The sequence below is a fragment of the Methylobacterium sp. WL19 genome (assembly GCF_008040005.1).
Classification (GTDB): Bacteria; Pseudomonadota; Alphaproteobacteria; order Rhizobiales; family Beijerinckiaceae; genus Methylobacterium; species Methylobacterium bullatum.
Map to the genome: position 1 here is coordinate 16,606 of NZ_VRVC01000018.1, position 20,819 is coordinate 37,424.

A 20,819-nucleotide genomic window follows, 5' to 3' on the forward strand; every position below is an offset into this window, starting at 1 on the left:
ATCTGTGCCTCGCCACTACCCTATCCGGCGGCCTGTTGCCAGCAGCACGGCGCCGGCATGCGCATTTGGCGTGCCGGCTACGGGACGCGCGGGCGTGACCGGTTCTCCCTCGCCCTGGTGGGCACCGCACCGCCATGCCGACCGCCGCCCGGCTCTCCTCGCGCGAAACCGCATCGTCGCGGCCCTGCGCCGGCATTTCGCGGCCCGCGACTTCGTCGAGGTCGAAGCCGCCGCCCTCCAGGTCTCGCCGGGCAACGAGGCCCATCTCTCGGCCTTCGCCACCTCGGCCATCGGCCATGATGGCGCCGCCTCCCCGCTCTATCTCCACACGTCACCGGAATTCGCCTGCAAGAAGCTGCTGGCGGCGGGTGAGACGCGGCTGTTCAGTCTGGCGCGGGTGTTCCGCAACCGCGAGCGCGGTCCCCTGCACCATCCGGAATTCACCATGCTCGAATGGTACCGGGCCGGCGAGGACTACGAGGTGTTGATGCGCGACTGCGCCGACATCCTGGCACTGGCGGCCGACGAGGCGAAGGCACGCTCCTTCCGCTTTCGCGGCCGGGAATCCGATCCCTTCGCGGATTTCGAGCGCCTCACCCTCGCCGAGGCGTTCGAGCGCCATGCCGGCATCGACCTCCTGGCGACGATCGAGCCCGGCGGCGGCACGGACAGGGACGGCCTCGCCGCAGCGGTGGCTGCCTGCGGCCTGCGGGTGGCGGCCGACGATTCCTGGGCCGACCTGTTCTGCCGCGTCCTCGTCGCCCTGATCGAGCCGAAGCTCGGCGACGGGCGGCCGACCCTGCTCTACGAATATCCCGTGAGCGAGGCGGCCCTGGCCCGTCCCAGCGCCCGCGATCCCCGCGTGGCGGAGCGGTTCGAGGTCTACGCCTGCGGCGTCGAGCTTGCCAACGCCTTCGGCGAGCTCACCGACCCGCACGAGCAGCGGCGCCGGTTCGAGATCGAGATGGCGGAGAAGGCGCGGATCTACGGTGAGACCTACCCGATCGACGAGGATTTCCTCTCGGCTCTCGCCATCATGCCGGAAGCGAGCGGCATCGCGCTGGGCCTCGACAGGCTGGTCATGCTCGCGGTCGGCGCGCCGCGCATCGACGACGTGATCTGGACGCCGGTCGCGGAGACGCCGGCGGCGATGGATTGCAACGCGTGAACAGGCCGCTTCCCCATTCCCTTCCCCGCTCCCTCCGCAACCCCGCGCAACTCGTCGAAGCCGGGCTCGTCGCGGCCTCCGATCTTCCCGCGCTCGAAGCCGTGGCGGCGCGATACGCTGTCTCGGTGACGCCCGACATGGCCGAACTCATCGACCCCACCGATTCCGCCGACCCCATCGCCCGCCAGTTCCTGCCCCGCGCGGAGGAACTGGCGACACGTCCGGAGGAGGATTCGGACCCGATCGGCGATGCCGCGCATTCGCCGCTTCCGGGCCTCGTCCATCGCTATCCCGACCGGGTGCTGCTGAAGCCGCTGCATGTCTGCCCGGTCTATTGCCGCTTCTGCTTCCGCCGCGAGATGGTGGGGCCGGATGGGCTCGGCACCCTGAGCGAGGACGAACTCGCCGCCGCTTTCGCCTATATCGCCGACCGGCCCGACATCTGGGAGGTGATCCTCACCGGCGGCGACCCCTTCGCCCTCTCGGCCCGCCGGCTCGGGCAGATCGCCGAGGCCCTCGCCGTCATTCCGCACGTCAAGGTCCTGCGCATCCATACCCGCGTGCCGGTGGTCGAGCCCGCCCGCGTGGACGACGATCTCGTCGTTGCCCTGAAGCGCTTCGGCGGCGCGGTCTACGTCGCGCTCCACGCCAATCATCCGCGCGAATTCACGCCGGCCGCGACAGCCGCCATCGCCCGTCTCGTCGATGCCGGCATCCCGATGGTGAGCCAGACGGTGCTCCTCGCCGGGGTCAACGACGACCCGGAGACCCTCGCGAGCCTGATGCGGAGATTCGTCGAGAACCGGGTGAAGCCCTACTACCTCCATCACGGTGATCTCGCTCCGGGCACCAGCCACCTGCGCACCGGATTGGCGGCGGGGCGCGATCTCATGGGGCGCCTGCGCGGGCGCCTGTCCGGCCTCGCCCAGCCGCTCTACGTCCTCGATATTCCCGGCGGCCACGGCAAGGTGCCGGTGGGGCCGTCCTATCTCGGGGCCGACGAATCCGGCTGGCGGGTCACCGACCCGCAGGGGCAGGAGCATCCCTACCCGCCGGATGCGGACGGACCGGATCGGGACTGACCCACACACGCGGAATCGTCCGGCAGATACGAGGCTTCAGGGTCCAGACATGTTCTTTCCGCTCTCGAAACTGATCTATTTCGTGATCACGCCGTCGAACTTCTTCATCCTGATCGGGCTTCTCGGCTGCGTCCTGATGTTCGGCGGCTGGACGCCGCGCCTCGGGCGCGGGCTGGCCCTCCTCGGCTTCGCCGGGCTCTTCCTCGGCGGTCTCCTGCCTCTCTCCGCCTGGATCGCCCTGCCCCTCGAAAACCGGTTCCCACGCTTCGCGGAGGACGGTGCACCGATCACGGGCGTGATCGTGCTGGGTGGCGCGGTGGAGACCCAGACGACGCTGGCGCGCGGCCAGCTCTCGGTGAACGATGCCGGCGAGCGCCAGATCGCCTTCGCGGATCTCGCCCGCCTCTACCCGCAGGCGCGGCTCCTCTTCTCCGGGGGGAGCGGATTGCTCGGCAACGACGGGACGTCCGAGGCCGCGATCGTCAGCCGCTTCGCCGATACGCTCGGGCTGCCGCGCACGCGCCTGATCCTGGAAGACCGCTCGCGCAACACCCACGAGAACGCGCGCTTCTCGGCCGATCTGGTCAAGCCGGTGACGGGTGAACGCTGGCTGCTCGTCACCTCCGCCTGGCACATGCCGCGCGCCATCGGCTGCTTCCGCCAGGCCGGTTTCGACGTGACGGCCTATCCGGTCGATTACCGCACGGTGGGATGGAGCGACGCGTGGAAGCCGAAGAGCTTCGCCTCCGATGGGCTGCTGGTCCTCGACCTCGTGGTCAAGGAATGGATCGGGCTGATCGTCTACCGGCTCGCCGGCTACACCGACGCGCTGCTGCCGGCGCCGCAGGCGAAGTCCGACTGACCCCTTCGCGGCGGCGCGGCTCAGGCTTCCCCGGTGTCCGGGGCGGGCATTCCGAGGCGGTAGATCCCGCGAAAGTCGTCCGGGTCGGCCACGGGCTTGCCCTTGCGCAGGATGGCGATGCGGCCTTCCTTGGTGAGGCGCACGGCCATGCGGCGAACCGGCTGCATCAGCGGGCTCCAGGCGTCCGGATGCGGCCCGCCGAGATGACGCGCGACTTCCGAGGGGCAGACGGTCTTGCCTTCGCCTCGCTCGGCGACGAGGCGGAGGATCGATTCGCCGATCTCCTCCTCGCTCACGGATTTGCGCTCTGTGCTCATGACTCGGTGTCCTGCAGGGTGGCCTCGTCGTCCTCGTTGAGGAGGATGGCGCGGATGTCGGAGGTGAATTGCCGGCGCCACATGACACAGATGACGGCCGTGGTGGCGATCATCAGGAACCAGGCATTCACGAACCAGCCGAGATAGGCCAGCGCGAAGAGGAACGCGCGCTGCCCCTTCGCGAAATGGCTGCCGGCGGCGATGTTCATGGCGGCGGCCCGGCGGGCGGCGCGGTCCATGTCGGCTTTCGGGGCGCCAGTGCCCTTGGGAGGCACCGCCCCGATGAGGATCGCGCCGTAATTGAACAGGCGGTAGGCCCAGGCGAATTTGAAGAACGCGTAGACGAAGACCATGGCGAGGCCCGCCACTTTGACCTCCCAGGTGACGCGGGTGGCGATGGCGCCGAAGGGCAGCGCGCCGAACAGGGTGAGCACGTCGTCGCCGGAGCGGGACAGGGTCAGCACGCCGCCGAGCGCGATGAGGGAGGTCGAGGCGAAGAAGGCCGTCCCGTTCTGGAGGGAGGCGTTGATCGTGGTGTCGACCACGCGGTTGTCGCGGACGGTGAGCTGGCGCGACCATTCCTCCCGCTGGCGGTTCATGATCTGGCTCAGACTCGTGCGCCGCCCGCGCATCCGCGCAACGGCTATGCCGTAGCCGGCCCAGGCGGTGACGAAGTAGAGGAGGCCGGCGATGTCGAGCGGCGAGAAATCCGCGAGGGTGAACGGGTGCTGCATGGGCTCTGATCGCTTCCCGGCTTGTGGCCGACCGGAACCCGGTCTCACCTGTCCGCCTGCGGCGCGGACCATAGGGCATCGGCCCGATCCGTGGGAAACGAATCTCTGACGGTGACGGATCGGAGTAACCCGCTGTCATGGACGACGGCGGAGGGAGATCAGTCTCGCAGGATGCGAAATCCCGCATCGGGCGGATCGGCCGCATCGATCGCCTCGACCGAGGACACGGCGGCGCCTGCGGGCCCCAGCCGGCAGGCATCGAGCATGGCGGCGACCGCCTCGGACGCTCCGCTGAACCTGGCTTTCACACCGCCATCCGCGCGGTTGCGGACATGCCCGTTCAGGCCGCGACGTTCCGCTTCGCGTGAGGTCCAGTACCGGTAGCCGACGCCCTGCACCCGGCCGCTGATCACCACGTCGACGGTTCTGATCGTATCCAGGGAAACGCTCCTCTCAGGTTCGCGCGCCCGAACCGGGGCGATCTCGTGGCTGGAAACTCGGCTCGACTCAACAAGCAAATGGTGTTGCGATGACTTTCGTCCGAACATGATGGGTGCGGGACATCAGGCAAGCACGTCCTGCCGGGTCCGCCATCGACGGCATCGCGGTGGGCGCTTGAGTCGAAGATGGACGCGAGATATCCGGCCGCCGTCATGGGGCGATCGCGGCGACGCGAAGGTCCCGGCCCCCTCCGGCGCGGTCGGGACACGCGCGAAGTGTCGATAAGGAGCGACGATGGACATTCTCAGGCGACTGTTCGGGCGAAGCCGGGAGCGGTCCGAGGCAGCCCCGGTCGAGACGCTCATCGTCAATGCCTATGCCACCGTCCGCGACCTGCCGCCGCTCGATTTTCCGCATGAATTGTTCGGACGGCGCGATCTGTCCGATCCCGAACTCGCGCCGCATCTCGAAGGGTTCATCGGCTACGTGATGGGACGCGGAGACGGCCAGATGACGGCGTCTCGCTACCATCTCTGGCGTCATCTGCAACGCGTTCGAAACCACGTGAGTGTCGAGGTGGTGACCGTTGATCTCGACGACGTGGAAGCCTGGGCGAACGCCGCCAATGCGGTCCTGTTCCTCCCGGACGGGTCCGTGCGAGCGCCCGACATGAAAGTCGTCATCTCGGCCGAGGGTGAATCCGACCCGGCTGCCGTCCTGCCCTATCCGCCCGACGCCGTCGCGCGCCGCGCGCGGACCCTCGACCGCCTGCAAGAGATGGAGCCGAAACCACCGGCCGCCATGCCGCCCGCCATCGGGGAGGCCGAACTCGTCCTGCGACGCCCGGGAGACGTGCTCCGGCGTGCCCTCGCGCTGCTGTATGTCGCCGCCCACGGCCAGGCGCACGCGACCGGCGGCGAGCCGATCGCGGCGGGGCAGCCGGCCTGCAATCCGGTGGGCCTCGATGCCCTGACGCCCCGCGAGACGGGTCAGGTCCGAGCCGTCGCGGCTGAGGACGCCTTCGCCATGACGTGGCGCTACGAGGCCGCCAACACCCTGTTCTGGGCTTTGGGCATCGATGCCGCCCGGATCGCCGAAAGCGATCGGCTGATCGATGTCGACGCCCTCTGGCGGTCCGTCGCGGCTCTCGCCAGCGACGGAAGCGCTTCGGGGGAATTGCGTCTTCGCCCGTCCGGAGAGATTCTCGACGCCCTCGACCGAGTGTGGCGGGAGCATTGGATCGTGCGGCAGGCCCGGCAGAAGGACCTCCGCCTCGAGAGCCTCAATGGCGACGTCGTCGCGGAACGCCACGTCGCCCTGAACTGGCTCACCCGGTTCCAGAACGGGCACGAGACCGCTTGGGACGACATCGACACCCCGACGTAGTGGTAGGCGCCGGCGCGCGGGTGCGGGGCCATCTGCTTCGCGACGGCCGGATCGTCTGCCGCCGCAGAGGCTTGGTATGGATTCTCCTCAGCCGCGCGGCGCCCGCAGCCAGCGGCGCATCTCCGCGATATAGGCGGGCGGTAGCGAGGCGGCTTCGGCGGCGGCCAGGACCGGCTGAAGATAATCGGGTCTCGGAGCTCCCGGAACGGCACTGCATCCGAGATAGATCAGAGCGCGTTTCACCCCGGTCGAGGTCGTCACCGGCTGATAGGCTTTGGTATAGAGCCGCCCGGCGACACCCTCGTAGCGGTCGAGGGCCGGCACATCGGCCAGCGCCAGATCCCAGAGGACGCCCCAGACGGTGGATGCGGGGGCCCGAACCACCGAGGCGTAGCCCTCCCGCATGATGATGAAGCGGTGCCGGTTCAGCCGTGCCGTGCCGAGGGAGGTCGAGCCGGGGCAGCGCGCCGCCATGGCGGCGGCATCCATGTTGGCGCCGTAGGAAAAATAGAGGGGCATGGGCTGGGTGACCGGGTGGGTGTTGTCGAGCGCCCCGCCTCCGGTCCCCTGTCCCGGAACGGTGAAGCGCACGGACCGGCTGGGTGAGACGATGCCCACCCCGCCGGTCCGGAGGAAGTGGCCTTCAGGCGAATTCGATGATGACCGCGTCGACCGCCAGGCTGTCGCCTTCCTTCGCGGCGATCTTGGAGATCGTGCCGTCACGCTCGGCGCGCAGGACGTTCTCCATCTTCATCGCCTCGACGATGGCGAGGGGTTCGCCGTTCTTCACTTCCTGGCCTTCCTTGACCAGGATGGCCTTCACCAGACCGGGCATCGGGCAGAGCACCTGCTTGCCGGAGCCGGCATTCTCCTTGACCGGCATCAGGGCGGCGAGCTCCGCCTCGCGCCGGGTGAAGACCCGAGCCTCGGCCGCCGCGCCGCCGTGCTGGAGCGCCACGCCGTTGAGGAGGCCGCGGACCTGGATGGCCACGCGGGTGCCGTCGATCTCTCCCGACCAGACCGGCTCGCCCGGACGCCAGTCGCTCTCCACCGTCCAGGTCTTGCCGTCCTCGGCCGTGACGACGATCTGGTCGCCGAGATCGTCCACCGTCACCGGGTAGGATTGACCGGCGAGGATCACGACGCGGTCGCGCTCGAAATGGAGCAGGGCCGGATCGCGCATCTGGCCCGAGATGCCGCGCTTGCGGGTGTTGAGCTTGTGGTCGATCGCGGCAGCGGCGGCGGCCATGCGCTGGGCGATCTCGCCCGTCGGCTCCGGCGCCGAGAAACCCTCCGGAAATTCCTCGGCGATGAAGCCGGTGGAGATGTTGCCCGAGCGCCAACGCGGATGCGCCATCAGGGCCGACAGGAACGGAATGTTGTGGCGGATGCCGTCGATGGCGAAGGAATCCAGCGCCTCGCCCTGCGATTCGATCGCCTCGGCGCGGGTCGGCGCCCAGGTCACCAGCTTGGCGATCATCGGATCGTAGTGGATCGCGATCTCGCCGCCCTCCTCCACGCCGGTATCGTTGCGCACGATTGCCGAGCCGAACGGCCCCTCTTCCGGCGGCCGGTAGGTGGTCAGGCGGCCGATGGAGGGCAGGAAGTTGCGGGTCGGGTCCTCGGCATAGACGCGGCTCTCCACGGCCCAGCCGTTGAGCTTCACCTGATCCTGCGTCAGCGGCAGCGCCTCGCCATAGGCCGAGCGGATCATCATCTCCACGAGATCGAGGCCGGTGATCATCTCGGTGACCGGATGCTCGACCTGAAGACGGGTGTTCATCTCGAGGAAGTAGAACGACTTGTCCTGGCCGGCGACGAACTCGACGGTACCGGCTGAATCGTAGGAGACGGCCTTGGCCAAAGCCACGGCCTGCTCGCCCATCTTCTTCCGGGTCGCCTCGTCGAGGAGCGGCGACGGCGCCTCCTCGATGACTTTCTGGTTGCGGCGCTGGATCGAGCATTCGCGCTCGCCGAGATAGATGACGTTGCCGTGCTTGTCGCCGATCACCTGGATCTCGATGTGGCGCGGGTCGGTGATGAACTTCTCCACGAACACGCGGTCGTCGCCGAACGAGGACGCGGCCTCGGACTTGGCGCGGGCGAAGCCCTCCGCGACCTCGTCGGAGGAATAGGCGATGCGCATGCCCTTGCCGCCACCGCCGGCGGAGGCCTTGATCATCACCGGATAGCCGATCTCGTCGGCGATGGTGACGGCGTGTTCAGGACTCTCGATGACGCCGAGGAAGCCCGGCACGGTGGAGACGTTGGCGGCCGACGCGGCCTTTTTCGACTCGATCTTGTCGCCCATGGCGGCGATGGCGCCGGGATTGGGGCCGATGAAGACGATGCCGGCCTCGGCCAGCGCGCGCGGGAACGCCTCGCGCTCGGACAGGAAGCCATAGCCGGGGTGGACCGCCTGGGCGCCGGTCTGCTTGCAGGCCTCAATGATCTTGTCGATGATCAGGTAGGACTGTGCGGCCGGAGCGGGGCCGATATGGACCGCCTCGTCGGCCATCGCCACGTGTACGGCGTCCCTGTCGGCATCGGAATAGACGGCGACCGTCTTGATGCCCATCCTGCGCGCGGTCTTGATGATGCGGCACGCAATCTCGCCGCGGTTCGCAATCAGGATTTTCTCGAACATCGGTCCAGGCACTCTGGTGAAGCAGGAAAGGTCACGAGCGCCGTCGCGCTCAAGCTCGTTCCCGTTAAAGCAGTTGTGCGGCTTCGCAAAGCTGGGCCAATGAAGGATTGTTCATGCGCTGCGCCGGGGCGCGTGTGTATTCAAAATCACGGGGGGATGGCGACCACACCGCCGCGCAGCGGTTGCGCCCGTTCTCCTTGGCCCGAGAGAGCGCGTCGTCGGCCCGCAGACAAGTTCTGACAGCCCGAGCTCAGGCGGCTTCGAGCAGTTCTGCGACGGGGGCCGAGGCGGAATCCTCCGCATGGACGCGACGGTGTGCGCTGCCGATGGCGAAGGCCACGAGGATCTCGTGGCTGGTCTCGGCTTCACGCACGATCTCGAAGGCGATGCGGGCAGCGAGCGGGGTCGGGCCGGCATCGCTGCGCAGGGAGCCGACGAGCCAGCGGGCGATCTCGATATCGACGTAGCCGGTCGGGCGCTCGCCCCAGACGGCGAAATTCACCACTGCGGCGCTGACCAGGTCGGCATAGGAGGCGTCGCTCTGCGGCACGGCCCGGTCGAGGGCGATGAGCATGTCGGCCTCGTCTGCATGCGAGATGCCGTCCGGGAGGATGTCGCGGCCGAGGATCACGACGTCCGCGGCGCTGATGCGGCCGGCGGCGACGACACGGTTACAGAAAAGCTGAAGCGAATGGTTGATCATTGGTTGGTGCCTCCCCGGCTTTATTTGCGCCGGTCTGTGTTTCTGCATGTCGATGACTATGCAGGAGGCACCCGTTCAAGAAGTTAACGGCCAAATCTGAATCAACGTTCAGGTTAAAGCCTGCTCACGAATGAGCCTTTCCGAATCGTATCATTGGACCCAGGCTCCGCCGCCTCGGCGACGGAGCCTGGGTCCAGTTTCGCCTCAGCGGACCACCACCTTGGCGCCGATCGGAACGCGCTCGTAGAGATCGACCACGTCCGCGTTGAGCATGCGGATGCAGCCGGACGACACCGCCTGGCCGATCTTCTCCGGCTCGTTGGTGCCGTGGATGCGGAACAGCGTGTCCTTCTTGCCCTCGGCGAGATAGAGCGCGCGGGCTCCGATCGGGCTGGTGGGACCGCCCTCGAGGCGCTTGGGCAGTTCCGGGCGGCGGGCGATCATCTCGGGCGGCGGGTTCCAATCCGGCCACTCGCCCTTGCGGTCGACATTGGCGGTACCGGCCCAGGCCATGCCCGCATGGCCCACGGCCACGGGATAGCGCATCGCCTTGCCGTCCGGCAGAACGTAATAGAGCCGGCGCTCCTTCGTCACGACGATGACGGTGCCGGGGGGCTCGTTCGTCTTGTAGTCGACGGTGGTGCGGGCGATCTTGGGATCGACATTGCCTTGCGGCGCCTGTTTCAGCCATTCCTTGTCGCGGGCCTCACCGGTGAGGGCGGCGGGCTGGGCCAGGGCCGTATGCGCGGTGGGCGGGCTGAGCGGGGTGGTCGCCGTCTGCGTGTTGCAGGCGCCGAGTGCGAGGGCGGACAGGATCGTCGCGGCGCCGAGCGAGCGGCGCAGGACGCCGTAATGGGAGAGAATGGGCGACCGGGTCGTGGGCGACATGTGAGAGTGAGCCTGTCTCGAAGCCAAAGGGCTTCGAAGAATGTGGTTGATGGATTATGTCGCCATCTAACTCGCAGACTGATCGGCGCGTAATCTCGCTACCCTGAACCGTGGCGCATTTGCATCGTATGTTGTGCGAAAAGCACAGTCGGGTCGGGTGGAACGACCGGGATCGTTCGGAGGGATGAGCGTGACGACCCTGTACGTAAGCCACCCCGCCGCGCTGGATCACCAGATGCCCGAGGGGCACCCGGAACGATCGGACCGGATCCGCGCCGTGGAGGCCGCCCTGGAGAAGGAGCGGTTCTCCGGTCTGCTGCGCGAATCGGCGCCCCGCGCCGAGACGGAAACCGTCGCCCTGGCCCATCCCGTTCCCTATGTGGAGGCGATCATCGCGGCCTCCCCGCGATCCGGCTATATCCAGATCGATTCGGATACGCTGATGTCCCCCGGCACCCTCGACGCGGCCCTGCGCGGCGTCGGCGGCGCCGTCCATGCCGTGGACGCGGTGATGAGCGGGGCCTGTTCGAACGCCTTCGTCGCCATGCGGCCGCCGGGCCACCATGCCGAGCGTATGCAGGCGATGGGCTTCTGCCTGTTCAACTCCGCCGCCATCGCCGTCCGCCACGCCAGGGAACGCCACGGAGCCAGCCGCGTGGCGCTGGTGGATTGGGACGTCCATCACGGCAACGGCTCGCAGGACATCTTCTGGGACGATGCGGCGGTGATGTACGCCTCGACCCACGAGATGCCGCTGTTTCCCGGCACGGGCGCGGTGGGCGAGCGTGGCACCCACGACACCATCGTCAACGTGCCGTTACGGGCCGGCGACGACAGCGCAATCTTCCGCGAGAAGTTCGAGAAGGGGGTTCTCTCCCGCCTCTCCGCCTTCGCCCCCGACCTGATCGTGATTTCTGCTGGCTTCGACGCCCACCGCCTCGATCCGCTGGCCAGCGTCGAACTCGACGAGGCGGATTTCGGCTGGGCCACCCGGAAGCTCATGGAGATCGCCGATAAGCATGCCGGCGGCCGAATCGTTTCCGTGCTGGAGGGCGGCTACAGCCTGGACGGTCTCGCCCGTTCGGTCACCGCCCATATGGATGCGCTGATGGGACGGTGAGGATGCCTCACCCGTCCAGCGGCACCTCGCCCAGCAGTTCGATGCCGAAGCCCGACAGGCCGACATAGGAGCGGGACGAGGTCGAGAGGTTGCGGATCGAGACGATGCCGAGGTCGCGCAGGATCTGGGCGCCGAGTCCGACCTCGCGCCATTGCCGCACACGCTGGGCCTCCGCCCCCTCCTCCGCATAGGACGAGAGCGGCACGCCGGCGGTGCCGTCGCGCAGGTAGACGAGGACGCCGCGTCCTTCCTTGGCGAAACGGCGCAGGACGCAGTCGATCGACTTGCCCCCGCCGATCACGTCGGCCACCACGTTGGAGCGATGCAGGCGGACGAGCACGTCGCGTCCGTCGCCGATATCGCCCTGGACGAAGGCGAATTGCTGAACCGTCTCGAACGGGGTCGTGTAGGCGAAGCCGGTGAGCTCGCCGAATTCCGACTTCACCGGGAAGGTCCCGACCCGCTCCACCAGCTTCTCGCGCGCCTGGCGGTAGGCGATGAGGTCGGCCACCGAGACGCGCTTGAGGCCGTGCAGTTCCGAAAAGGCCGTGATCTGCGGCCCCTTCATCACCGTGCCGTCATCGTTGGCCAGTTCGCAGATCACGCCCACGGGCGGCAGCCCGGCGAGCTTGCACAGGTCCACCGCCGCTTCCGTGTGGCCGGAGCGCATGAGAACGCCGCCATCCTTGGCGATGAGCGGGAAGACGTGGCCGGGGCGGACGAAATCGGACTCACCCATATTGCCGTTGGCGAGCGCCCGAACCGTGTTGCAGCGCTGCTCGGCCGAGATGCCGGTGGTCAGCCCATGCTTCACATCCACCGTCACCGTGAAGGCGGTGCCGAGCGGCGCATCGTTGGAAGCCACCATCGGGTCGAGCCGCAGACGCCGTGCTTCGGCGCGGGTGAGAGGCGCGCAGACGATGCCGCAGGTGTTGCGGACGATGAAAGCCATCTTCTCCGGCGTGCAGAGCGAGGCCGCGACGACGAGGTCGCCCTCGTTCTCGCGATCGTCGTCATCGGTGACGACGACGATCTCGCCGCGGGCATAGGCCTCGATGGCCTGCGTGACGTGGGTATGGGGCACGGGATATCTCTTCGTCGTCGTATCGCGGGTCTCTCCTCCCCCTTGCGGGGAGGAGCCGGAGGTGGGGGTGGGGGCGGAAAGATCACACCATATCCGGCACCACCCCCGCCCCTCCCCACAAGGGGGGAGGGCGTGCCGTTGCGCATGATGCGATCACTCCCGATCGCGCGTCCCGACCTGCCCCCGGTGACGCAGATAGTGATCGGCGAGCACGCATGCCATCATCGCCTCGGCGACGGGAACGGCGCGGATACCGACGCAGGGGTCGTGGCGGCCCTTGGTGACGAGGTCGACGTCACGATTGTTGGTCGTCACGCTCATGCGCGGCGTCAGGATCGAGGAGGTTGGCTTCACCGCGAAGCGGCAGATCAGCGGCTGGCCGGTGGAGATGCCGCCGAGGACGCCGCCCGCATGGTTGGCGAGGAAGGTCGGCGCGCCGGCATTGCCGGAGCGCATCTCGTCGGCATTCTCCTCGCCGCGCAAAGCCGCCGAGGCGAAGCCGTCGCCGATCTCGACGCCCTTCACCGCGTTGATCGACATCATCGCGGCAGCGAGATCCGCGTCGAGCTTGCCGTAGATCGGCGCTCCGAGGCCCGGCGGCACGCCTTCGGCGACCACTTCGATGACGGCGCCGATGGACGAGCCGTCCTTGCGGATACCGTCGAGATACTCTTCGTAGAATTTGGCCGTCTCGGCATCGGGGCAGAAGAACGGGTTGCGGGCCACCTCGTCCCAATCCCACCGCGACCGGTCGACCGCATGCGGTCCCATCTGCACCAGCGCGGCCCGGATGACGATGTCGGCCGGCAGGACCCGCCGCGCGATGGCCCCGGCCGCCACGCGGGCGGCGGTCTCGCGGGCCGACGAGCGCCCGCCTCCCCGATAATCGCGGATACCGTATTTGGCGTCGTAGGCGTAGTCGGCGTGGCCCGGCCGATAGCTGTCGCGGATCTCGGAGTAATCCTTCGAGCGCTGGTCGGTGTTCTCGATCTCCAGGGCGATCGGCGTGCCGGTTGTCAGCTGGACGCCGCCGGTGCGGTCGTCGGCGAAGACGCCCGACAGGATGCGGACCTGGTCGGGCTCGCGGCGCTGGGTCGTGAAGCGCGACTGGCCGGGCTTGCGCCGGTCGAGCTCCGCCTGGATGTCCGCCGCCTCGATGGCAATCCCGGGCGGGCACCCGTCCACCACGCAGCCGAGGGCCACCCCGTGGCTCTCGCCGAAGGTGGTCACGCGGAAGAGATGGCCGAAAGTGTTGTGCGACATGGTGGGAGACGCTCTAGCGCGGGTTTCGGCTGAGGGCAAAGCGCCGGGCTCATGCCTCCGGCCGCGCCAGCACCCCGCCGGTCATCGCCTCCCGCACGCCCGTGGTCGACGGGAAGGTGATCGGCAGGCCCTTCAGCGAGCGCACGGCGAGATGCGCGAAGGCCTGGGCTTCGAGATAGGCCGAGGACCAGCCGATGGCGTCCGCCGTCGTGATCTCGGCGCGCAGATGGTAGTTCAGGAGCCGCACCAGCTCGCCGTTGCGGGCGCCGCCGCCGGCGACGATCCAGCGCGTGGGGATCTCCGGCGCGTGGTCGAGGGCGCGTGCCACGGCGCGGGCGGTGAAGGCGGTGAGCGTCGCCGCCCCGTCCTCGGTGGAAAGCTGGCCGGCGAGCTTGTGCGAGAACCAGTTGCGGTCCAGCGATTTCGGCGGCCGGCGGAAGAAGAACGGATGGGTCAGGAGCCAGGCGAGGAGCGGCTCGTCCGGCCGTCCCCGCGCCGCCGTGCGCCCGCCATCGTCCAGGGGCCGGCCGGTGCGCTCGCGCATCCAGTCATCGATGAGGGCATTCCCGGGGCCGGTGTCGAAGGCGATCACGTCGCCGTTGGAGGCGATGAGAGTGGCATTGGCGACCCCGCCGATATTGAGGATGCCGAGCGCACCCTCGAACCCGGCGGCCTTGGCCAGCGCCTTGTGGAAGACCGGCACCAGCGGCGCCCCCTGCCCTCCCGCGGCGATGTCCGCGTGACGCAGGTCCGACACCACCGGAATCCCGAGACGGCGGCTCAGCGCGGCGCCATCGCCGATCTGCACGCTCATGCGCTGATCGGGGCGATGGACCACGGTCTGGCCGTGGAAGCCGATCACGTCGATATCGCTGGCGCTCAGGCCGTTCGCGGAGAGGAAGGCCTCCACCGCCTCCGCATGGGCCGCGGTGACGAAGGCCTCCGCCTCCGCGAGGCAGCCGGGCCGATCCTCGCGGGCGACCACCGCTTCGGAATCGGACAGCGCCCGGCGGAGCAACTCGCGATCCTCATCGGTGTAGCCGCGATAGCCGGTGGGGCCGAGGGGTTCGAGATAGCCGTTATGGCTGCGGACCACCTTCACGTCCTCGCCGTCGGTCTCGATCAGCGCCACGTCGACGCCGTCGAGGGAGGTGCCGCTCATCAGGCCGATCGCCCGCATCATGGTCATGCCGTTTACGCCCCGTGCCTTCCGCGGTGAGCCCTGCTAAGAGCCGCGCATCACTTGACCTGCTGCTATCACGCCGGCGTTTCTCCTGTCCCGCGCCGCGACCAGTCGAATCCGGAACCCCGCATGTCCACCGCCACGCCGAACCAGCCCGAGACCTTCGCGCCGAAATCCGACTTCCTGCGGGTTCTGTCCGAGCGCGGCTACATCCACCAGGGATCGGACCTCGCCGGGATCGACGCGGCGGCCCTGGAAGGCCGACTGACGACCTATGTCGGCTACGATTGCACGGCGGCCTCCCTCCATGTGGGGCATCTGCTCTCGATCATGATGCTGCATTGGCTTCAGGCGACGGGAGGCACCCCGATCACCCTGATGGGCGGCGGCACCACCCGGGTCGGCGACCCGTCCGGTCGGGACGAGTCGCGAAAGATCCTGACGCTGGAGCAGATCGAGGAGAACAAGGCCGGGATCCAGAAGACCTTCTCGCGGTTCCTGACCTTCGGTGGCGGCGGCAATTCTGCCACCATGGTCGACAACGCCGAGTGGCTGACCAAGCTCAACTACATCGAGATGCTGCGCGATATCGGCCGGCACTTCTCGGTCAACCGCATGATGTCCATGGACAGCGTGCGGATGCGTCTGGAGCGCGACCAGGAACTGTCGTTCCTGGAGTTCAACTACATGATCCTGCAATCCTACGACTTCGTCGAGCTCAACCGCCGCTACGGCTGCGTGCTGCAGATGGGCGGATCGGACCAGTGGGGCAACATCGTCAACGGCATCGATCTCGGCCGTCGCATGGGCACGCCGCAGCTCTACGGGCTGACCTGTCCGCTCCTCACCACGGCGTCCGGCGCGAAAATGGGCAAGACGGCGGCGGGCGCAGTCTGGCTCGATGCCGGGATGCTGAGCCCCTACGATTACTGGCAGTTCTGGCGCAACACCGAGGACGCCGACGTGGCGCGGTTCCTCAAGCTGTTCACCCTTTTGCCGATGGACGAGATCGCCCGGCTGCAGGCGCTGCAGGGCGCCGAGATCAACGAGGCGAAGAAGGTGCTCGCTACCGAGGCGACGGCCCTGATGCACGGACGCGAGGCGGCCGACGCCGCTTCCGAGACCGCGCGCAAGACCTTCGTGGAAGGCGCCGTGGCGCAGGACCTGCCGAGCGTCACCGTCGCCCGCTCCGTCCTGGAGGCCGGTCTCGGCGTACTCTCGGCCTTCGGTCCCGACCACGCCAGGCTCGTCCCCTCCACCAGCGAGGCGCGGCGCCAGATCAAGAGCGGCGGGTTGCGTGTCAACGACGTGCAGATCAGCGACGAGAAGGCGGTGCTGACGTTGGCCGATCTCGGCCAGGACGGCGTGGTGAAGCTCTCCTTCGGCCGCAAGAAGCACGTGCTTCTCCGGGTCGAGTGAGGCGACGGGGGTAGAACCTCAAGCGCGGGTTTCGAAAGTGTGGCGCGTCTTCCTTCCCCCTCTGCGGGGGAAGGTGGCCCGCGCAGAGGGTCGGATGAGCGGAGCGCGTTGTTCGGAGAGATCGCCCCCTCTCCCGCCGGCGGCGCTAGAGCATTCACATCGTTCGCGGGATGCGCCACCCTGCCCTCCTCCCCAGCGGATCTCGGGCCTGCCCGAGATCCGTCGAGCTTGTGGGGAGGAGTTGGAGGTGGGGGTGGTCGGGTGCCCCTCCTGCCGCTGCGGAGGCTGGCGAAGCCACCTCCACTCCTGACCTCTCCCCACAAGGGGAAGAGGAATGCGCTCTGCCTAAAAGAGCAGCTGCGTCAATCCAGTGGCCCGCAGAGGGCGGGAGTGGCCGGCGATCTCAGCGTTCGGTCTCTCCGGCGGAAGTCGCGCCGGGAAAGCCGTCATTGCCTCCGGCGCTGAACAGACGGCGCAGGATGCCGGGCGCCAGGGCGGAGAGCGGGTTCACGCTCACATCCGGCTTGGACAGGCGGCCCGAGACCCGAAAATTCAGGGCGAACAGACCCTCGTTGTTCCCGCCGCCGAGGAGTTGCCCGAACAGGGGGAGCCGCGAGACGACGTTGTTCAGCCCGTAGAGCGGGACGAAGGTGCCGTTGATGTCGGCGCGTTCCTTGGCCGTGTCGAGGTAGCCGCTCATGGTGAAGCCCATCGCCGCGTTGGAGATGGCGGCGTCGGTGAAGTCGACGCGGCTGCCAGTGCGGGTGAAGTTCGCCCGCAGGCGGTCGAAGCTCACGTCGTTGCCGGCGTTCTGGATGATCTGCTTGCGGCCCTTGGCATCGACGACCTCGCTGGTCGCCGGACCCTGCGCCATGATGCTCGACAGGGCCGGCTCGTTGCGCAGCGTGAAATCGCGGATCTGGACCACGCCGGTCTGCGGCCCGTCCCCGAGGGTGCTGCCGAGGACGAGGCGCCCGCCATACATGCGCTTGTAGATATCGACGAAGCGCAGGGTAGCCCCGGCATCGGTGGTCTCGATGTTGATCGAGGGATCGCCGCGGCCCGAGCGGGACACCACCGCCGAGAAGCCGGCTCCGTTGAAGCGGCCCTGCAGGCGGCCCGAGCGGAAATCCTTGCCCTTCATCGAGAGCTTCGCGCTGGCGCCGGTCAGGGCCTCGCCGTTGAATCCCGTGATGATGCCTAAGCTGATATCGGCCTCGATCTCCTTGGACTGGTCTCGGCCGCTTTCCTTGCCGGCCTTGCCCTCCGGTCCTCCGAGCGATTTCATGAAGGGCCGCGCATCGGCCACGGCCCCCTTCACGCCCACCTTGTAGAGGTTGCCGCTGCGGTCGATCTGGATGCGCATGTCGTCGCCGGGCGACAGCTTGAAGCTCGAGAGGTCGGCCCGGTCGAATTGCCCATCGCCATTGATCGCCGCCGTGCCGCGCGCGCTGGCGCTGCCGGCATCGAGGACGATGTCGCGCAGGTCCATGGCGCCCCCCGGGCTGACCTCGGTCATGACGAAGCTGACGCGCCCCGGCTTGCCGGCCGGTTTGACGAAGCCCGGGATCAGGCCATCGATGGAGGCGCGGGACAGATCCGCTTCCATGCGGATGGGCGAGCGCGCCGGGCTGCCCTTTCCGATGGCGAGGTTGATCTTCAACGGGATCGGCCCGGCAAGCTGCGGCGCCACCGGCAGGCCTCGCCTCGCCCGCAGGGCCTCGTCGAGGAGGAGCGTCGCGTTGACCTCACCCGGTGCGCCCGCCTTCGGTTGGCGCAGGTCGAGGGTGAGCGGCGAGCCGAGCACCCGGCCGTCGCCCTTCAGGGTGAAACCGCCCCGTTCGTAGGTGACGGCGAAGCGGCCGTTCTCGAGCTTCTCCTTTCCGAAAGCCCTCTCGACGGCGAGGTCGCTCAGGGTACCGGTGAGGCTCACGGGCAGGTCCGGCAGGTCGGGGATGCGCTTGAGGTTGAGCGGGAAGTCGATGCGCAGATCGGCATTGCCCTTGACCGAGGCCGGGTCGATCTCGACCCCGGTGAGGTTCTTGAACATCTTGGTCTGGAGCAGGGCGACGAGGGCGTCCGCACCGCCGCCGAGTTTCAGGCCGATCTGTGCGGTGACGGTGTCAGGCGTGATCTTCGGGATCACGAACGAGCCGTCCGTGATGTAGAGCGTCCGGTCGTCCGGCATCTTGATGTCGGCGGTGACGCCGCGGATGTTCGTAGTGAGGCCGGTGATGGTCCCCGTCACCCGGCCGCGGCTCAGGGGGGGAGCGCCCTCGCTGACCGCCAGCGTCGCGTTGGAGACGGCGAAATCGATATGGATGGCGCTGTCCGGCATCGGCTCGCCACGCGTCGCGGCGGCGAGCTCGCTGCCGCTCATGTCCACGGTGATGTCGACCTTGTCCACGAGGCCGCCCTGGAGGTTGTCCACCAGATACTCGCGGGCGGGCGGAGCGATATGCTCCGGCCACAGGCGCAGGGCCATGCGCCCATCGGTATGGGCGGCGTTGATCTTCAGCGTGAGGCCGCCCTCGTCGGCGCTGGTGTCCACCGTACCGGTGACCCGGCCGGTGGCTCCGCCGGCTCCCGCCACGGTGAACTCGTCGATGGAGAGGCCGCCGTCGCGCCCCGTGACATGGGCCGAGAGGGCGTCGAGCTTGACCGGCTTGTCGGTCCTGGCGGCGCCGCGCAGGATCGCATCCTTGCCCGCGAGGGCCAGGGTCCAGGCCGTGGGGCCGCCCACCGGGCTCGCGGTCCAGACACCGGCGAGATGCACCGCGTTGCCGGCTCCGAGGTAATCGATGCTGTCGAGGTTCAGGACCCGCTTGGCCTCGTCCCAACTGACCGAGGCGGTCAGGCTTTCGATGGTGACCGGGTTGAAGTCCTTCTCCTCGATGAGGAAATTACCGTCGCTGGTCTTGACCGTCGATTTCAGGGCCTCGACCCGACCGTTGTCGAGCCCGACCTCCGCCTTGGCCGAGACCTTCAGGTCGGTCTCGATCGGCAGTTTCGATTGCCCCGAGAGGAGGAGCAGATCGGTGACCGGCAGATCGTCCAGGGTGATGATGCCGTTGCGCTTTCCGTTGCCGCCCTCGTGCAGGTCACCGCCGAAGCGCCATTCCCCGTGAGGGCCGTCGATGCGCAGCTCGAACACCCGCGAATCCCGCGCCGCGTCGCGTCGGAACAGCCCGTTGACGTGTTCGAACACCCCACGCTGGCGGGCGTCGTCGTCGATCAGCGTCAGGCGCCCATTGGTGATCCGCGCCCGGTCGAGGGCTCCGACCACTCCGGCCGGATCGAGGACGATGCCGAAGATCGAGGCGATGGCGGCCGAGATCGGCGACGAAGTTCCCCGGGCACTATCGACGCTGGGCAGCGTATGAGGCTCCGCTGCGGCATGGGCCGGATCGGAACCGGCAAAGGCGATGGACCCGTCGCGGTGGACCAGGGCCGTCATCTGCAGGTCGCGGAACTCGATGGCCCTCGGCTGGACCGCGAGGCGCAGCAGACCCCAGGTATCCAGGCTCACCACCGCCATGGGAGCGCGCAGGACGAGGGCGCCGTCGGGGTTATGGATGTCGAGGCCGGCGACCTGAAGCGCCAGGGAATTCTCGGAATCGAGCTCGATGGTGCTGTCGCGCAGGTCCACTCGCCAACCGGGGCCGATACTGCCCGCGATGGCCGAGGCCACGCGCTCGGACATGCCGTCGATGCGCAGGGGACCGTTGGTCAGACGCCAGAACGCCCCGGAAACGGCGAGCGTGAGGGCGGCCACTAGAACGAGCGAAAGCCATAGCAGCGGCCGCCGCCGCCGCCGAGGCGACCTACCCCGTCGCAAAGCTGTGGCGGTGTCCTGGTTCATCGATCCTTGAGCCGCTGGATCGGACGGGCCGCTCACGCTATCGAGCAGGTGTCCGGGATTCGGGGTTGCCTTGACCCGGCAATCTTTTGGTCCTCAGTCGAGGGGTCATGTGCCCCTCGATCAACGTCTCTTGTGGCACACTATCAATCGGCCGAAAGGAAGGCATCATGCCTCTCGACACCGGAGATCACGCTCCCGCCTTCACATTACCGGGCGCGGGCGGCGAGGAAATCAGCCTCGCCGCGTTCAAGGGTCGCAAGGTCGCACTCTACTTCTACCCGAAGGACGATACCAGCGGTTGCACCCTGGAGGCACAAGGCTTCAACGCCCTCGGCGCCGCCTTCGGGGAAGCGAATACCGTGGTGGTGGGCGTCTCCCCCGATACGATGAAGAGCCACGATAAGTTCCGGGCGAAGTACGATCTGACCTTCCCCCTCGCTTCCGACGAGAGCAAGTCGATGCTCGAAGCCTACGGCGTATGGGTGGAAAAGAGCATGTACGGCCGCAAGTACATGGGGGTGGAGCGCACCACCGTGCTCATCGACGGCGAGGGGCGCATCGCGCGCGTCTGGTCGAAGGTGAAGGTGCCCGGCCATGCGGAGGAGGTTCTCGCCGCGGCGCGCGCGTTGGCCTGAAGCCACTGCCGCGCGCGTCTCGACG

At 68.1% G+C, this 20,819-nt stretch carries 18 protein-coding genes; 7 read left to right on the forward strand and 11 right to left on the reverse strand.

Annotated elements, in window-relative coordinates:
- The first annotated feature begins 94 nt into the window (after window positions 1-94).
- The 3 genes from epmA to FV220_RS05810 are packed head-to-tail and all read left to right on the forward strand — an operon-like array spanning window position 95 to window position 3,112.
- Window positions 95-1,168 carry an EF-P lysine aminoacylase EpmA gene (epmA, locus tag FV220_RS05800; protein ID WP_147830127.1) on the forward strand — a complete coding sequence of 358 codons (1,074 nt, stop codon included), beginning with the start codon at window positions 95-97 and terminating at the stop codon, window positions 1,166-1,168.
- Entirely contained in the window at window positions 1,165-2,250 is a 1,086-nt protein-coding gene (locus FV220_RS05805; protein WP_147830129.1) for a lysine-2,3-aminomutase-like protein, read from the forward strand. The genes epmA and FV220_RS05805 overlap by 4 nt, the downstream gene beginning before the upstream one ends.
- A 49-nt stretch (window positions 2,251-2,299) precedes the next feature.
- Entirely contained in the window at window positions 2,300-3,112 is an 813-nt protein-coding gene (locus tag FV220_RS05810; protein ID WP_018044416.1) for a YdcF family protein, read from the forward strand.
- A gap of 20 nt (window positions 3,113-3,132) precedes the next feature.
- Here FV220_RS05810 and FV220_RS05815 read toward each other — a convergent pair whose 3' ends face one another.
- The 3 genes from FV220_RS05815 to FV220_RS05825 form a co-directional block, all read right to left on the reverse strand.
- The gene (locus FV220_RS05815) at window positions 3,133-3,429 is read right to left on the reverse strand and encodes a DUF3253 domain-containing protein (RefSeq protein ID WP_018044417.1); all 297 of its coding nucleotides are present in this window, start codon (window positions 3,427-3,429) and stop codon (window positions 3,133-3,135) included.
- Window positions 3,426-4,163 (reverse strand): DUF599 domain-containing protein, encoded by a 738-nt coding sequence (locus FV220_RS05820; protein ID WP_147830130.1) that lies wholly within the window; start codon window positions 4,161-4,163, stop codon window positions 3,426-3,428. Before FV220_RS05820 ends, FV220_RS05815 begins: the two co-directional genes overlap by 4 nt.
- Before the next feature lie 158 nt (window positions 4,164-4,321).
- The gene (locus tag FV220_RS05825; RefSeq protein WP_147830150.1) at window positions 4,322-4,603 is read right to left on the reverse strand and encodes an acylphosphatase; all 282 of its coding nucleotides are present in this window, start codon (window positions 4,601-4,603) and stop codon (window positions 4,322-4,324) included.
- A gap of 295 nt (window positions 4,604-4,898) precedes the next feature.
- Here FV220_RS05825 and FV220_RS05830 point away from each other — a divergent pair, with 295 nt between their 5' ends.
- Window positions 4,899-5,990 carry a DUF4272 domain-containing protein gene (locus FV220_RS05830; RefSeq protein WP_147830132.1) on the forward strand — a complete coding sequence of 364 codons (1,092 nt, stop codon included), beginning with the start codon at window positions 4,899-4,901 and terminating at the stop codon, window positions 5,988-5,990.
- Window positions 5,991-6,077: 87 nt separating this feature from the next.
- Here the strand turns inward: FV220_RS05830 and FV220_RS05835 are convergent, their stop codons facing one another.
- From FV220_RS05835 to FV220_RS05850, 4 genes are all read right to left on the reverse strand, one after another.
- Window positions 6,078-6,509 (reverse strand): gamma-glutamylcyclotransferase, encoded by a 432-nt coding sequence (locus FV220_RS05835; RefSeq protein WP_026176033.1) that lies wholly within the window; start codon window positions 6,507-6,509, stop codon window positions 6,078-6,080.
- A 124-nt stretch (window positions 6,510-6,633) separates the two neighbouring features.
- Complete coding sequence (locus FV220_RS05840; RefSeq protein WP_018044422.1) at window positions 6,634-8,637, reverse strand: acetyl/propionyl/methylcrotonyl-CoA carboxylase subunit alpha; 2,004 nt, start codon at window positions 8,635-8,637, stop codon at window positions 6,634-6,636.
- Between the two features lie 250 nt (window positions 8,638-8,887).
- On the reverse strand, window positions 8,888-9,340 hold the full coding sequence (locus tag FV220_RS05845) for a hypothetical protein (RefSeq protein ID WP_018044423.1): 453 nt from the start codon (window positions 9,338-9,340) through the stop codon (window positions 8,888-8,890).
- 204 nt (window positions 9,341-9,544) lie between these two features.
- Window positions 9,545-10,228 carry a L,D-transpeptidase gene (locus FV220_RS05850; RefSeq protein WP_056146459.1) on the reverse strand — a complete coding sequence of 228 codons (684 nt, stop codon included), beginning with the start codon at window positions 10,226-10,228 and terminating at the stop codon, window positions 9,545-9,547.
- Between the two features lie 190 nt (window positions 10,229-10,418).
- Between FV220_RS05850 and FV220_RS05855 the strand changes: the two genes are divergently transcribed.
- A complete protein-coding gene (locus FV220_RS05855) occupies window positions 10,419-11,348 on the forward strand; it encodes a histone deacetylase family protein (protein ID WP_026176034.1) in 930 nt (309 codons plus the stop codon).
- Window positions 11,349-11,355: 7 nt separating this feature from the next.
- On the opposite strand, the gene ribB is transcribed toward FV220_RS05855, so the two are convergent.
- The 3 genes from ribB to FV220_RS05870 form a co-directional block, all read right to left on the reverse strand.
- Window positions 11,356-12,432, reverse strand: coding sequence for a 3,4-dihydroxy-2-butanone-4-phosphate synthase (gene ribB / locus FV220_RS05860; protein ID WP_018044426.1), 1,077 nt, complete (start codon window positions 12,430-12,432; stop codon window positions 11,356-11,358).
- A gap of 153 nt (window positions 12,433-12,585) precedes the next feature.
- The gene (aroC, locus tag FV220_RS05865) at window positions 12,586-13,695 is read right to left on the reverse strand and encodes a chorismate synthase (RefSeq protein ID WP_056146456.1); all 1,110 of its coding nucleotides are present in this window, start codon (window positions 13,693-13,695) and stop codon (window positions 12,586-12,588) included.
- 49 nt (window positions 13,696-13,744) lie between these two features.
- Window positions 13,745-14,884 (reverse strand): anhydro-N-acetylmuramic acid kinase, encoded by a 1,140-nt coding sequence (locus tag FV220_RS05870; protein WP_018044428.1) that lies wholly within the window; start codon window positions 14,882-14,884, stop codon window positions 13,745-13,747.
- Window positions 14,885-15,007: 123 nt separating this feature from the next.
- Here FV220_RS05870 and tyrS point away from each other — a divergent pair, with 123 nt between their 5' ends.
- Window positions 15,008-16,297 (forward strand): tyrosine--tRNA ligase, encoded by a 1,290-nt coding sequence (gene tyrS, locus FV220_RS05875; RefSeq protein WP_056146454.1) that lies wholly within the window; start codon window positions 15,008-15,010, stop codon window positions 16,295-16,297.
- 403 nt (window positions 16,298-16,700) lie between these two features.
- On the opposite strand, the gene FV220_RS05880 is transcribed toward tyrS, so the two are convergent.
- Window positions 16,701-20,159, reverse strand: a complete 3,459-nt coding sequence (locus tag FV220_RS05880) for a DUF3971 domain-containing protein (protein WP_147830134.1) — start codon at window positions 20,157-20,159, stop codon at window positions 16,701-16,703.
- Between the two features lie 167 nt (window positions 20,160-20,326).
- Between FV220_RS05880 and FV220_RS05885 the strand changes: the two genes are divergently transcribed.
- Window positions 20,327-20,794, forward strand: a complete 468-nt coding sequence (locus FV220_RS05885; RefSeq protein WP_147830136.1) for a peroxiredoxin — start codon at window positions 20,327-20,329, stop codon at window positions 20,792-20,794.
- Window positions 20,795-20,819 lie beyond the last annotated feature (25 nt).

What these genes read in the sequence shown, in the direction of transcription:
- FV220_RS05880 (WP_147830134.1), bottom strand. Translation starts at nt 20,159, where the DNA reads ATGAACCAGGACACCGCCACAGCTTTGCGACGGGGTAGGTCGCCTCGG.
- aroC (WP_056146456.1), bottom strand. Translation starts at nt 13,695, where the DNA reads ATGTCGCACAACACTTTCGGCCATCTCTTCCGCGTGACCACCTTCGGC.
- FV220_RS05840 (WP_018044422.1), bottom strand. Translation starts at nt 8,637, where the DNA reads ATGTTCGAGAAAATCCTGATTGCGAACCGCGGCGAGATTGCGTGCCGC.
- tyrS (WP_056146454.1), top strand. Translation starts at nt 15,008, where the DNA reads ATGTCCACCGCCACGCCGAACCAGCCCGAGACCTTCGCGCCGAAATCC.
- FV220_RS05835 (WP_026176033.1), bottom strand. Translation starts at nt 6,509, where the DNA reads ATGCCCCTCTATTTTTCCTACGGCGCCAACATGGATGCCGCCGCCATG.
- FV220_RS05850 (WP_056146459.1), bottom strand. Translation starts at nt 10,228, where the DNA reads ATGTCGCCCACGACCCGGTCGCCCATTCTCTCCCATTACGGCGTCCTG.
- FV220_RS05810 (WP_018044416.1), top strand. Translation starts at nt 2,300, where the DNA reads ATGTTCTTTCCGCTCTCGAAACTGATCTATTTCGTGATCACGCCGTCG.
- FV220_RS05830 (WP_147830132.1), top strand. Translation starts at nt 4,899, where the DNA reads ATGGACATTCTCAGGCGACTGTTCGGGCGAAGCCGGGAGCGGTCCGAG.
- FV220_RS05820 (WP_147830130.1), bottom strand. Translation starts at nt 4,163, where the DNA reads ATGCAGCACCCGTTCACCCTCGCGGATTTCTCGCCGCTCGACATCGCC.
- FV220_RS05815 (WP_018044417.1), bottom strand. Translation starts at nt 3,429, where the DNA reads ATGAGCACAGAGCGCAAATCCGTGAGCGAGGAGGAGATCGGCGAATCG.
- FV220_RS05845 (WP_018044423.1), bottom strand. Translation starts at nt 9,340, where the DNA reads ATGATCAACCATTCGCTTCAGCTTTTCTGTAACCGTGTCGTCGCCGCC.
- FV220_RS05885 (WP_147830136.1), top strand. Translation starts at nt 20,327, where the DNA reads ATGCCTCTCGACACCGGAGATCACGCTCCCGCCTTCACATTACCGGGC.
- FV220_RS05870 (WP_018044428.1), bottom strand. Translation starts at nt 14,884, where the DNA reads ATGACCATGATGCGGGCGATCGGCCTGATGAGCGGCACCTCCCTCGAC.